Source organism: Vreelandella neptunia (assembly GCF_022489065.1).
GTDB classification, from domain to species: Bacteria; Pseudomonadota; Gammaproteobacteria; order Pseudomonadales; family Halomonadaceae; genus Vreelandella; species Vreelandella neptunia_A.
Window position 1 is genome coordinate 73783 of sequence record NZ_JAKVTW010000010.1, and the last position, 12913, is coordinate 86695.

Annotated in this window: 14 protein-coding genes; 3 read left to right on the forward strand and 11 right to left on the reverse strand. The window is 56.3% G+C overall.

Annotation, left to right across the window (positions count from 1 at the left end):
- Positions 1-39: 39 nt before the first annotated feature.
- Entirely contained in the window at positions 40-1050 is a 1011-nt protein-coding gene (locus MLE19_RS13820) for a DctP family TRAP transporter solute-binding subunit (RefSeq protein ID WP_240718754.1), read from the reverse strand.
- A gap of 280 nt (positions 1051-1330) precedes the next feature.
- Here MLE19_RS13820 and MLE19_RS13825 point away from each other — a divergent pair, with 280 nt between their 5' ends.
- Both MLE19_RS13825 and MLE19_RS13830 read left to right on the forward strand, forming a co-directional pair.
- On the forward strand, positions 1331-2068 hold the full coding sequence (locus MLE19_RS13825) for a ParA family protein (protein WP_240718755.1): 738 nt from the start codon (positions 1331-1333) through the stop codon (positions 2066-2068).
- A gap of 174 nt (positions 2069-2242) precedes the next feature.
- The gene (locus MLE19_RS13830) at positions 2243-3103 is read left to right on the forward strand and encodes a DMT family transporter (protein WP_240718756.1); all 861 of its coding nucleotides are present in this window, start codon (positions 2243-2245) and stop codon (positions 3101-3103) included.
- Here MLE19_RS13830 and MLE19_RS13835 read toward each other — a convergent pair.
- The 7 genes from MLE19_RS13835 to MLE19_RS13865 all read right to left on the reverse strand — a co-directional run bounded on the left by MLE19_RS13835 (position 3100) and on the right by MLE19_RS13865 (position 9123).
- Positions 3100-3630, reverse strand: coding sequence for a DUF192 domain-containing protein (locus tag MLE19_RS13835; RefSeq protein ID WP_240718757.1), 531 nt, complete (start codon positions 3628-3630; stop codon positions 3100-3102). The two genes, MLE19_RS13830 and MLE19_RS13835, sit on opposite strands and share 4 nt — an antisense overlap.
- 2 nt (positions 3631-3632) lie before the next feature.
- Positions 3633-4781 (reverse strand): ABC transporter ATP-binding protein, encoded by a 1149-nt coding sequence (locus MLE19_RS13840; RefSeq protein ID WP_240718758.1) that lies wholly within the window; start codon positions 4779-4781, stop codon positions 3633-3635.
- Complete coding sequence (gene modB / locus MLE19_RS13845; RefSeq protein ID WP_240718759.1) at positions 4774-5442, reverse strand: molybdate ABC transporter permease subunit; 669 nt, start codon at positions 5440-5442, stop codon at positions 4774-4776. Before modB ends, MLE19_RS13840 begins: the two co-directional genes overlap by 8 nt.
- A complete protein-coding gene (gene modA / locus MLE19_RS13850) occupies positions 5442-6227 on the reverse strand; it encodes a molybdate ABC transporter substrate-binding protein (RefSeq protein ID WP_240718760.1) in 786 nt (261 codons plus the stop codon). The genes modB and modA overlap by 1 nt, the downstream gene beginning before the upstream one ends.
- A complete protein-coding gene (gene pyk, locus MLE19_RS13855; protein WP_240718761.1) occupies positions 6214-7689 on the reverse strand; it encodes a pyruvate kinase in 1476 nt (491 codons plus the stop codon). The genes modA and pyk overlap by 14 nt, the downstream gene beginning before the upstream one ends.
- Positions 7690-7794: 105 nt before the next feature.
- Positions 7795-8283, reverse strand: a complete 489-nt coding sequence (locus MLE19_RS13860) for an ureidoglycolate lyase (RefSeq protein ID WP_240718762.1) — start codon at positions 8281-8283, stop codon at positions 7795-7797.
- Between the two features lie 9 nt (positions 8284-8292).
- Positions 8293-9123 carry a bifunctional allantoicase/(S)-ureidoglycine aminohydrolase gene (locus MLE19_RS13865; protein ID WP_240718763.1) on the reverse strand — a complete coding sequence of 277 codons (831 nt, stop codon included), beginning with the start codon at positions 9121-9123 and terminating at the stop codon, positions 8293-8295.
- A gap of 281 nt (positions 9124-9404) precedes the next feature.
- On the opposite strand from MLE19_RS13865, the gene MLE19_RS13870 reads away from it, so the two are divergent.
- Entirely contained in the window at positions 9405-10847 is a 1443-nt protein-coding gene (locus tag MLE19_RS13870) for a YfcC family protein (protein WP_240718764.1), read from the forward strand.
- 25 nt (positions 10848-10872) lie between these two features.
- Here MLE19_RS13870 and MLE19_RS13875 read toward each other — a convergent pair whose 3' ends face one another.
- Genes MLE19_RS13875 through MLE19_RS13885 form a run of 3 tightly spaced genes read right to left on the reverse strand, consistent with a single transcriptional unit; the run spans position 10873 to position 12912 of the window.
- Positions 10873-11601 carry an amino acid ABC transporter ATP-binding protein gene (locus MLE19_RS13875; RefSeq protein WP_240718765.1) on the reverse strand — a complete coding sequence of 243 codons (729 nt, stop codon included), beginning with the start codon at positions 11599-11601 and terminating at the stop codon, positions 10873-10875.
- Positions 11582-12238, reverse strand: coding sequence for an amino acid ABC transporter permease (locus MLE19_RS13880; RefSeq protein WP_240718766.1), 657 nt, complete (start codon positions 12236-12238; stop codon positions 11582-11584). Before MLE19_RS13880 ends, MLE19_RS13875 begins: the two co-directional genes overlap by 20 nt.
- The gene (locus MLE19_RS13885) at positions 12235-12912 is read right to left on the reverse strand and encodes an amino acid ABC transporter permease (protein WP_240718767.1); all 678 of its coding nucleotides are present in this window, start codon (positions 12910-12912) and stop codon (positions 12235-12237) included. Before MLE19_RS13885 ends, MLE19_RS13880 begins: the two co-directional genes overlap by 4 nt.
- Position 12913 lies beyond the last annotated feature (1 nt).

The window sequence follows — 12913 nt, forward strand, 5'->3', positions numbered from 1 at the left end:
GCCCAAAGGACCGGTAGCGTAAAACATCATAGAAAGCGTTTAACGTTCATCAATCGCTGTTTGAGCGGCTTCCACTAACTCTTCACCGATCCGCGGTGCCCATTTTTCATAAACAGACTGCGTCGCATCAACAAACGCTTGGTACTGCTCGTCAGAAAGCTCGGTCACCGTCACGCCGCGCTCTTGAATCGCCGCTAATCGCTCGCTCTCTTCTTCACGGGTCATGGCGATTTCCCACTCACCGGCTTCCTGTGCGGTTTCACGCAGCATGGTTTGCTGCTCTTCATCCAGCGACTGCCATACCTGCTGGTTGACGGCAAAAATCAGCGGATCATTCATGTAGTTCCAAAGCGTTAAATGCGCCTGGCCCACCTGATCAATACGCGCCACGTCAAACACCGAAAGCGGGTTTTCCTGGCCGTCTACCGCGCCGGTCGTCAACGCTGGCTGCGCATCGGTCCAGCTCATTTGAGTGGGATCAGCGCCCAGTGCTGAGAACGTATCCTGGAACAACGGCGAACCCACCACACGAATCTTCAGACCATCCAAGTCATCCGGCTGGCTGATTGGCCCGCGTGAATTTGAGACCTGACGGAAGCCATTTTCACCCCAGGCCAACGGGATAACGCCGCGAGACTCGATCGCTTCAAACACCAACTGACCCGCTTCACCACCGGTGACCGCATCAACGGCGGCTTCATCGGGAATAAAAAACGGTAAGGAAAACAGGTTGAGCTCCGGCACCTGAGGTGACCAGTTAATCGTCGAGCCTACCGCGGCATCGATCAGCCCAGAACGCATGGCGGAAAACTCACGGGTTTGGTCGCCGGAGACCAATTGTGAATTGGGGTAAACGCGCAGCGTGAGTTCACCTCCGCTGCGTTCTTCTACTAATTCTGCCCACTTCTCTGCCGCCTGCCCCCAAGGGAAAGCATCAGACAAAACGGTAGAAACCGAAAGTTCGCGGGCTTGAGCAGAAAGGGAAGCGGAAAGCAGTGCTGCACCGGCCAAGCCGGCAGTGAAACGAGCCATTGAGCGTGTCAGCGTCATGGTAGATCCTTTTTTATCGATTTTTATGGTGACGTTATTATGGGGTCTATCACTGGATCGCCTAATCGGTACTATCTTGATAAGCACTGATTGGCGATAGGCACTCCATTGTAGGTATTCTCCTGCTGAAAGAAAGCCATCCTAAAGGCTATTAACAACCGACTTACGGTGTGTATCACAGCGGTGTGTAGCTACTAGCACCACGGCCGTAATAGAAACGTAACGTATCCGTGTGGGCCAATCGGTTAAACTAAAACAGTTACCAGTCAAGGAGTTCCCCATGCAGATGCTCGCGCTTTACAGTATCAAGGGCGGCGTGGGCAAGACCGCCTCCGCCGTCAATCTCGCCGCCGAAGCGGCACGCGATGGCAAGCGAGTGTTGCTGTGGGATATAGACCCCCAGGCAGCCACCACCTTCTACCTGCGCAGCAAACCCAAAGTGCGCGGTGGTGGTGTCGACAAATTGGTCAAGGGCAAGGCCGACCTTGATCGGGCGATTCGCGAGACCGACATTGAGGGGCTCGACCTGCTACCTGCGGCACTGGGATCGCGTGACCTGGAAGCGTCGATGGAAGACCGCAAGCCTAGTCGGCTGCGCAAGATCCTCAAGCCGGTGATGGCCAATTACGACTTAGTGATACTCGACTGCCCGCCGAGCCTGTCGGCGCTCGCCGAGCAGATCTTCTCAAGCGTCGATGCCCTGCTGGTGCCCGTGGTACCGACCACCCTATCGTTGCGCACCCTTGAACAACTGGACAGTCATCTTGACGCAGTCGAACAGGCCTGTCCGATCTGGCCGTTCGTAACCCTCGCCGACCGCCGCAAGACCCTACACCGCGAGGTGATGGAGAGTCTCAGCGAACGCTGGCCCAGGCGCCTCTCAACGACTGTACCCAACGCCAGTGCGATCGAGCGCATGGGTATCGAACGCGCTCCGGTTGGGCAGTTCGCCCGCAGCAGTCCCGGAGGACGCGCCTACGCAGCGCTGTGGCGAGAGATCGCGCAGCGTATGCAATGACCTGGATTTTTCGCTCGTAGGCTTGGCGATGATGACCGAATTTACAACACGTCCACACCCAAAAAACAGCAAACTTGTCAGTTAACGGCGACATAACTCAGCACTATCCCATGATTTTACAGACAGCCAAACTGGTACAATGACGCTCGTTTTCATCTAGCAACGGACATCAACGTGCCTCTACGCGACCTACTGCTCGGCCTGTTTGTTATCGCCATTTGGGCGCTGAATATCATCGTGATCAAGGTTGGCGTGACGGAACTGCCGCCGCTGTTGATGACCACGCTGCGCTTTATGCTGGTCGCGGCGCTGCTGGTGCCTTTCTACCCTGTCGCACGTGTACAGCTGCCGTTTTTGCTGCTGCTATCGGTGACCTTCGGTAGTTTGCACTTCGCCTTGCTGTTCATTGGATTAGAGCATGCCGAAGCGGGAACTGGGGCACTGTTGGTGCAGATGGGCACGCCTTTTGCGACGCTATTGGCTGTGGTGTTTCTGAAGGAGAAACTGGGGCCAAAGCGTATCGCGGGGTTGCTGCTCTCGTTTGCTGGCGTCATCGTACTGGCCGGAGGGCCAACGCTGCCCTCGCCTCTGCCGCTGAGTATTTTATTGATGAGTGCTCTAGGCTGGGCGGTGTCGCAGCTATTGATTAAACGCGGCCCACCCATCGCCCCCTTAGCGTTAGCAGGCTGGGTGGCGCTGTTTGCAGTGCCGCAAGTAGCGCTGGGCTCATGGCTGCTTGAAAGCGGTCAGTGGCAGGCAATGCAGCAGGCAAGTTGGATAGGCTGGGGGGCGATGATTTACACCGCAGTAATGTCGTCGATTGTTGCTTATGGGATCTGGTATGCGCTGTTGCGTCGGCATCCGGTCAATCGCGTGGTGCCCATGACGCTGCTCGTTCCGGTATTGGCGGTCGGCCTAGGCGCGCTGTTAATGGACGACAGCCTAGGCTTTCATAAACTGGTGGGCGGCGGCTTAGTGGTCGCGGGTATCGCTTTGATTGTGCTTAAGTTTCGCCGTAGCCCTCGCGCCGCTTAATCTTCGGGCTGGCAGAAACCGGCTTCATCGGGGATGGAAACACAATCACCCACTTTGATGCCGCGTTCAGCAAAGTAGCCGCCATTGACCTCTAGCGCTGAGTGGTAAGCCGCCCCTGCCGGGTAAGAGGAGCATTCACTCGGCGAGGTGGACTCACAGGGCTGCATAGTATTAATCGCCACGATACGGCCATTAGCATCGATAAAAGCAATATCGAGAGGAATCAGCGTGCGATACATCCAAAAAGCATTGTTGGCCGATTGCTCATTCTCAAAGCGAAACAGCATCCCGCTATCTTCGGGCAAGTGTTCGCGTTCCATCAAGCCACGCTGGCGCTGTGAGACCGTTTCTGCAACTTCAACCTCTAAACGGTGCGGGCCACCCTCGCTATGAATAGCCAACGCCAGCGTCTGCATCTTTTCCGCTGCTTGCCCCCAGGCAAACGAGCTGAGTAACGACATCGGCAGCAGCGCCGCCAGCGGAAACAGTAACGATGCTTTAAGCAGCGTGCGACGCGTGGGATCCATGCTTACTTCCTTTTATCATGCGCATCTGCGCGAACTCGGTGGCCAGGCAGCAGGTGAATGCCTGCTGCCAGCAATGAAACATTCACCACTGCACCGCTGGTTAACTGGTTACGCCGTGCGGCATGGGTGGCGATATCGAAACGTAACATATCACCGTGGCCAACGCGTAAGGAAACTGACGTAATGCCACCCAGCACCACTACTTCGCTTACCGTGGCAGCCAGCGGATTTTCCCGTTCGCCCTGGGATGGCCGATCACGGCGGTGGAGCACAATATCGGAGGGTGGCAAATACCAGGCCACAGCTTCACCCAGTGGCAGGTTAGCAAGCCCTTCAGCGACTTCTAACGAGCACTCCCCCCACTGCAATCGCCGCTGGCCCTCCACTTCCACTACCACGCCTTCAAACAAGTTGTGGCGATCCAGCAGGCGTGCCACCAGCGGCGACGCGGGGCGGCTGAAAAGTGCCTCTGGCGAGTCCTGCTGAAGGCTTACGCCGTTATGCAGCACACAGATTTGATCAGCAAGCGCGGTGGCCTCTTCCAGGTCGTGAGTCACCAGCACAATGGGGATTTTAATCTGCTGACGAAGTAGCGCCAGCTCGCGCTGTAAGCGCCGTCGGGTAACTTGATCCACCGCCGAAAAGGGCTCATCGAGTAACAGCACCTGGGGCTCACGCGCTAACGCACGCGCCAGTGCTACCCGCTGGCGCTGCCCACCGGAAAGCGCATTGGGATAGCGCTTGCCTAGCCCTTCCAGCCGCACCTTGGCAAGCCACTGTTCTGCCTGTTCACGGCGCTGGGGTTGGGATAAATGACGTAGCGGTACTTGAATATTCTCCAGCGCCGTAAGGTGGGGGAACAGCGCATAATCTTGAAACACCATTCCCACCCGCCGGTGCTGCGGAGAGAGTGAACGCTCACCTTCGGCGTCAAACCAAACATCCCCAGCACAGATTACCTGCCCATGCTGAGGGCGATAAAGCCCGGCAATGGTGCGCAGCAGCGTGGTTTTTCCACTGCCGGAGGGCCCCACCAGCGCCAGCAGTTCGCCGGGTTGGCAAACAAACTCAGCGGCTAACGGGATCGGCCCCGTTTGATTGACCGCCACACTTAGCCCTGATGCTAGTGCCGTCATAGACGAATCAGCCACGTGCCCACCGCCTGCGCCCGGCCAGCCCATACACCAGTCCTAAGGTAATAAAGGATACCAACAGTAACAGCGCCGACATCTGCGCTGCGCCCTGTTCGTCAAAGGCTTGAACGCGGTCATAAATCGCAATGGCGAGGGTGCGGGTTTCACCGTCAATCGCGCCGCCGACCATTAAGATGACACCGAATTCGCCCAACGTATGGGCAAACGTTAGCGCTGCTGCGGACATAATCCCTGGCCAGACCAGCGGTAGCTCAATGCGCAGCAGTGTTTGCCAGGGGCTCAAGCCGCTGCACCAGGCCGCTTCGCGTAGGTTGTGAGGCACATGCTCAAAGGCGCGCTGAATGGGCTGTACAGCAAAGGGCAGATTGGCAATAAGTGAGGCTATTAAGATGCCGTTAAAGGTGAAGTTAAGGCCACTGCCGGTCATCTCTGCCCAAAACGACCCTATCGGCGCGTCGCGGCCAAAACTGAGCAGGAGATAAAAGCCTAATACGGTAGGTGGCAATACCAGCGGCAGCGCTACAAGCGCTTCGCATAAGCCTTTACCGCGAAAACGTGCGTAGGCGAGTGACCGGCCAAGCCAGATAGCAATAGGGATAAGCATTAAACAGGTAAACGCGGCAAGCCTTAGCGAAACCGACAGCGCTGACCAGTCCATTATTCGACGCTAAACCCATAGGTGCTCAAAATGGACTGCCCTTCGTCTTGCTGTAGCCAGTGATAGAAATCGCTGGCGACGTCGCCCGCCTGGTTAGTCAACACCATGCGCTGGCGAAGCGGGCTGTGCCAGCCCTCAGGGATAAGTACGTACTCACTTCGCTCACTGAGTGCAGGCGCCAAGGCTAAGGAGTAAGCCACCAAGCCACCGCGGGCATCATCAGAAAGGGCAAACTGCGCCGCCTGGGAAACGTTTTCGCCCAGCACTCGCAGCGGCTCGGTTTGGTCCCACAGCCCGACATGCTCAAGGGCTTGCTGCGCGGCGACCCCGTAAGGTGCGTGCTCAGGATTAGCCAGAGCGATACGTTCAGTGGTGCCGCTTGCGTGGTTTTCCAGTGCGTCTTGTAATGCAGAAAGCGGCGCATTCTCGCTGGGCAAATCGTCGCGCCCGGCACGCTGCAGCCACACTAACCGGCCAATGGCGTAAATGACGCCCTCATCCCTGGTGTGGCCCTCTTCGTAAAGCGCTTCAACGTAGCGTTCGTCGGCAGAGAGATAGAGCTCAAAGGGCGCACCTTGGGCAATTTGACGGCGAAAATTGCCCGAGGAGCCAAAGTTGAGCCGCAAGGAGTGTCCGGTTTCCTGCTGAAACCGCTCGGCGGCTTCAGTCAGTGCAAACTGTAGATCCGAAGCAGCTGCCACAATAGGTGCCCCCGCCATAGCGGGGGCACTTGTTAGTAGCAGGCAGGCTAACAGCAGCCAATGCGCTAATTTAGCTTTTAGCATGCTCGTCGGTAATCTCCATCACCTTCATGGTATTCGTGCCGCCGTGAGCATTCATATGATCACCACGGGTAAGGATCACATGGTCGCCGACGTTCGAGATCCCCATTTTCACCAATAGCTGAAGCGCTTGATCATTAAGTTCGGTAGCGCTCATTTCAGAGGTATCAAACGGCAGCGAAACGACCCCGCGATAGAGTGCCATGCGTCGCTGGGCGATGGGATTATGGGCCAAGCCCACAATCGGTAGACCAGAACGAATACGCGAGGCGATCAGCGGCGTGTAGCCCGATGAGGTCATGCAGGCAATCGCGGTAATGCCGGTCATATGGTTAGCCGCGTACATGGCCGAAAGCGCAATGGTTTCGTCCGGGCGAGTAAAGCCTTCATGGATACGGTGGCCGGACTCTTGGGCTGACTTTTCACGCTCAGCGCCCAGACAAACACGTGACATCGCTTCCACGGTTTCAAGCGGGTAGTCACCTGCAGCGGTTTCAGCAGAGAGCATGACCGCATCGCTGCCGTCCAGCACCGCGTTGGCAACGTCAAACACTTCCGCACGGGTAGGCAGCGGCGCAGAGATCATGCTTTCCATCATCTGCGTGGCAGTAATCACCGCGCGATTCAGCGAGCGGGCGCGCTTGATCATGCGCTTTTGCACGCCGACCAGTTTGGCATCGCCAATTTCTACGCCAAGATCGCCCCGCGCTACCATTACCGCTTCGGAAGCTTCAATAATGCCATCCAGAGTGGCGTCATCTGCAACTGCTTCGGCGCGTTCAACCTTGGCCACCAAGCCAATTTCCTTGCCCGCCTCGCCTAATAGGCGGCGCGCTTCAAGCATATCTTCCGCATGGCGAGGGAAGGAGATGGCTAAGTAGTCGACACCGATCTCAACGGCTGTTTTCAGGTCGATCTTATCTTTATCAGTCAACGCCGGAGCAGAGAGCCCGCCGCCCTGCTTGTTGATGCCTTTATGGTTAGAGAGCTTGCCGCCCACGACCACGGTGGTATGCACCTGTTGGCCTTCAACGCGGTCCACATCTAACACTACGCGCCCATCGTCTAGCAGCAGGCGGTCACCGGCGGTAACGTCCTGCGAGAGGGTTTTGTAGTCGCAGCCCACTTGGTGGATATCGCCCGCGTCGCCATCAAGTTCCATATCGAGAATAAACGGTTGGCCCTCTTTCAGCACAATGGCGCCATCTCTAAACCGTGCGATACGAATTTTGGGACCTTGCAAATCGCCCAGCGCCGCTACGCTGCGGCCCAGTTTGGCGGCAATTTCACGTACTTCGGTTAACCGGCGGCGGTGATCTTCGGCGGTGCCGTGGGAGAAATTGAGACGCACCACATCAACACCCGCCGCGAGCATGGCTTCCAATACACCTTCACGGTCGCTGGCAGGCCCAAGGGTGGCGACAATTTTGGTACGACGGATCGAAGAGAAGTGCAGTGCGTTCATAATATTCCAACCATGCTAATGAGCGTGTAGTGACTCTGTTTAATAACACTAGCTTATCAGTTTAACGCGTTCTATATGACAGCCCTGCAACAGGAAATGTACGTATTATTCCAACATAACGGTAATTGCCAGGGGAAACTCATCGCAGTTATTGCCATCGCCGCCCCGATCCACCACCAAGAACTCGCCTTCACGTTCTAGCACTGACTGAATGGCATGCCAAGTGCCCGCGCGGTAATTCACGCCTTGGCGACCATCGGTCACAAAAGCACGCACATCGTCAGGGTTAATATGCTCACCCGGCGGTGCCACCACGACAATAAACTGCTCCTGATGTAGCGGCATAAATGCTTGGCTGCCCTGGGGGTGGCGCTCTAGAAAGGTGAGTTCAAGCGGCAGTGTTACTGGCTGGCTGACGAAGATATTAATCAGCGTATGGGCGTTTTCGCCCAGGGTTTCGACCTTTGCCAAGTCATGATGGCGCTGGGTACGCCCGGCGTTGATGGGGAAAGATGCTGAGGTACGCGCATCCAACACATCGCCAAAGAGAGCGAAGGCTTCAGCCGTTAATGGCTCGGCTTTTAGTGTCAACATGAGGGCTCCTTAGCGTGACGACAGTTTGAGAGAAGCGTGGCGATTAACATCTTTATACAACAAATACCGGAACGGCCCTGGGCCAGCGGCGTAGCAGGCCTGGGGGCAGAAGGCTCGCAACCACATAAAGTCACCTGCTTCTACTTCTACCCAGTTTTGATTTAAGTGATAAACGGCTTTGCCCTCAAGCACGTAGAGGCCATGTTCCATTACATGGGTTTCATCGAAGGGAATTACGCCGCCAGGCTGAAAGGTCACGATATTGACGTGCATATCGTGGCGTACATCCGCAGGGTCGACAAACCGCGTGGTGGCCCACCGCCCTTCAGTGCCCGGCATCTCGATAGGGGCAATGTCCTGCTCGTTGGTGACAAACGCCTGTGGCACTTCAAGCCCCTCCACAAACTCATACGCTTTGCGCACCCAGTGAAAGCGAACCGGTTCATTAGACTCGTTGCGCACCTGCCAACTACTACCAGGAGGAATAAACGCATAGCCGCCGGGCCTCATGGTGTGGCGCTCGTCCGCTAAGGTAAGTGTTAACTCACCTTCTACAATAAACAGTACGCCTTCCGCCTGAGGGTCCGGCTCGGGCTTATCACTACCGCCCTGGGGCAGAACTTCCATAATGTACTGGGAGAATGTTTCGGCGAAGCCTGATAGCGGCCGCGCCAGCACCCATAGCCGGGTACCTTCCCAGAACGGCAGGTTGCTTGTGACGATATCGCGCATCACACCTTTGGGAATCAGCGCGTACGCCTCAGTGAATACAGCACGGTCAGCGGTTATTTGGGTTTGTGGCGGGTGCCCGCCGGTGGGGGCGTAGTAGTTAGCTGGCATTTTTTAACCTATATAACGTAGTAAAAACAGACGACATATATCTTGTATACAAGATTAACGGAGCACAATAAAGTGATCTTTAGCCGTGCTTCCTGCCCGTTTATACACGGACACATTCAAAGGCCTTGTGAAACACTCCTCCCAATAGTAACTTCTTTAGAAACTTTCGTTTCATAATTCCAAGATCATACGAGCATGTCCAAAACAGCAACCTCGATGCGGCATGACATCCGCTCACCGTTGCCCAGGTCAGCTACTTATAACAAACGCGAGGCACAAGCATGTCCCAACAATCGCCCTCTTCCCCAGAAAGCCGAGCGCCGAAAAAAAGCTGGTGCCGAATCCCGGATATTTACGTGGTGCTGTTCATATTTATCGGCCTGGCCGCGATAGCAACGCATTTTGTACCTGCCGGGCAGTTCGAGCGTGTTCCGGGCCCGAACGGACGAATCACTATTGACCCCACCACTTATGAGCAGATCGCTTCGTCCCCGGTTGGTCTCGTCGATTTCATGCTGGCAATCCCAAATGGCTTGATGAGTGCCGGGGAAGTCGTCTTTTTTACCTTTATGATCGGCGGTATATTCATGGTGCTAAGGCGCACCGGCATTATTGAAATAGGGGTGGATAAGTTAACGCGCCGCTTTGCGCAAAAGAGCCTGCTCACTATCCCCGTGCTGATGACGGTGTTTGCCCTCATCGCAACCGTTATCGGCACCCAAGAGTTAGCCCTGGTCTATGTGCCGGTCATCTTGCCGTTGATGATTGCCTTGCGCTTTGATTCCGTCACCGCCGCGGCGGTGGCCCTCTGCGCCACCACGGTTGGGTTCACAACGGGAGTGCTCAACCCCATTAACACCGGCCTAGGCCAGCAGTTGTCAGACCTGCCTCTCTATTCCGGTTATGGTCTGCGCATCATGGCGTTTGTGGTGATGCTAGCCGCGGCCATTTTCTTCGTTATGCGCTACGCCCGCAGTGTGCGCCAGACACCGGCTCTTAGCCTGATGAGCAGCGACGCCACCGAGTCTGAAAAACGCTCGCTTTATCAACATGCTGACAATAGCCCGGCCTTAATCGCCAGCGCTCGCCAGAAGCTGGCGGCCATCGCCACCTTCGCCTTCTTCGCGGTACTCGTTTACGGCGTACTGCAGCAAGGCTGGTTCATGATGGAGATGGCGGGCCTGTTTATCATCATGGGCATCGTGGTCGGCCTTATTGCGGGGCTCGATACCGACGAAATATGCGCAGGGTTTAACCAAGGCTTTCGCGACGTATTAGTCGGGGCCATGATCGCTGGCGTCGCGCGGGGCGTTGCCGTGATGCTGGAAGATGGCCAGATCATGGATACGCTGGTGTTTGGGCTTGGCAATCTCGTCGGTGGCCTGCCCACCCTGCTCTCCGCGATTGGCATGTTCTTCGCCCAGCTCGGTTTTAACTTCATCGTCCCTTCCGGCAGTGGCCAGGCCCTGGTGACGATGCCGCTGATGGCACCGCTTTCCGACATTATCGGCGTGACACGCCAAACGTCGGTGCTGGCTTTCCAGCTGGGTGACGGCATCGGCAATATCTTCTACCCAACCTCGGGCTACTTCATGGCGACCCTGGCGCTGGCGGGGGTGCCGTGGCAAAAGTGGGTCAAATTCTTCTTCCCACTTTTTTGCGTATGGATCGTGATTGCCCTGGGCTTTCTTATCTTTGCCCAGGCAACACAGTGGACCGGCTAGAAGCGAACCGACTAGAAGTAACCGGCTAGAGCACCGCTGAGATAAATTGCTTCAGCTCCGGCGTTTGCGGATTGCTGAACAGCTCGCTGGGGGCGCCCTCTTCATGGATGCGCCCCTGGTGCATAAACACCACGCGGTCGGCCACGTCACGGGCAAAGCTCATCTCATGGGTGACCAGGATTAGCGTCATGCCCTCGGCTGCCAAAGCTTCCAGCACTCGTAGCACTTCCCCGACCAATTCAGGGTCAAGCGCTGACGTCACTTCATCGCAGAGCATCACCTTGGGACGCATCGCCAGCGCCCTAGCAATCGCCACGCGCTGCTGCTGACCGCCGGATAGCTGGGCCGGGTAGGCATCGTACTTGTCTGAGAGGCCAACTTTCTCAAGCACTTCACGGGCGATTTTCTCAACCTCAGCCTTGCCTTCGCCGCGCACCACCAACGGTGCCAAACAGACGTTTTCACCCACGGTTTTATGGGGAAACAGGTTAAAGCTTTGAAACACCATGCCCACGTTTTCGCTTAGCTCTTTGGGCGACATCGACGCCGCATCAAGCTGTTTATCGGCAATGGTGATCTCGCCGCTGTCGTGTTTTTCCAGCTGATTCAGGCAGCGCAGCAGAGTGCTTTTACCCGAACCGCTGCGGCCAATAATCGCCACCACTTCGCCTTGCGCAACCGAAAGGTTAATACCTTTAAGCACTTCCAGGTCGCCAAAGGCTTTATGAACGTTATCAACGTAAACCAGCGTCATAGAGCTTTTTCTCCAGATAGCGCGCGTAGCAGGAAAGTGGGTAGCACAGCGCGAAGTAAAGCAGGGCCACAAGGGCAAAAATGGTAAAGGGTTCGAAGGTGGCGTTATTGAGCATGGTGCCCGCCTTGGTCAGCTCGACAAAGCCAATGATAGAGGCCAGTGCCGTGCCTTTGATGACCTGTACCGAGAAACCCACGGTGGGCGGAATCGAAAGCCGCAGCGCCTGAGGCAGAATCACATGGCGCATGGTCTGGAAGTAGTTCATGCCCAGCACCCGCGACGCGTGCCACTGCCCTTTGGCCACTGCCTCTAAACAGCCTCGCCAGATGTCACATAGAAAGGCACTGATAAACAGCGTTAGTGCGATGGAAGCCGCCAGCCAGGCAGAAATCGGATGCCCCATGGCGGCGGCGCCGAAGAAGATCAAGAACAGCTGCATCAATAGCGGCGTGCCCTGGAATAGATCCACATAAAGAGACGTTAAGCGCTGCAGCCAGCGGTTGCTGGAGAGACGCATAAAGGTCAACAGCAGCCCCACCGTCGCACCGCCCACAAAGGCAATCAGCGACAGCACAATGGTCCAGCGGGTTGCCAGCAACAGGTTGCGCAGAATATCCCATAAGGTGAACTCAATCATCGTTGCTCTCCTTGCTGATAGGCGAATACGCGCTTGCCCACCAGCATAAAGCTGCGCCGCATACCGAAGGCGAGGAGCAAATAGACCAGCGTGATCAGCAGGTAGACTTCAAAGCTGCGGAAATTGCGCGACTGAATAAAGTTAGCGGCATAGGTCAAGTCAAATACCGAGATCTGCGACACCACCGCCGAACCGAGCATCACGATAATCGACTGGCTAATCAGCGCCGGGTAAACCCGTGCAAAAGCAGGCACCAGCACCACATGGCGATAGCTTTGCAGCGTGGTCATACCCAGCGCTCGCCCGGCCTCCAGCTGGCCTTTCGCCGTGGCACTAATACCGGCGCGCAGAATCTCGGCGCTGTAAGCGGCCAAGTTGAGCGTCATGGCGATGAACGCCGCGGTGATAGCATCGATTTTGATGCCCAGCCCCGGCAGGCCAAAGAAGATAAAAAACAGTTGCACAATAAAAGGCGTGTTGCGGGTCAATTCGACGTAGCCGCCTAGCCCCCAACGCACCCATGGCTGTGCGTTCACACGTAAATACGCCACCGCCACTGCCAGCGCTAGCCCCGTCAAAGTGGTCACCAAGGTCAATATGACCGTGGTGGTAAGACCTTTCAGGAGCTCACTGACGTAGGGCAACAGGGTAAGAAAGTCGAGTGTTGGCCCCATA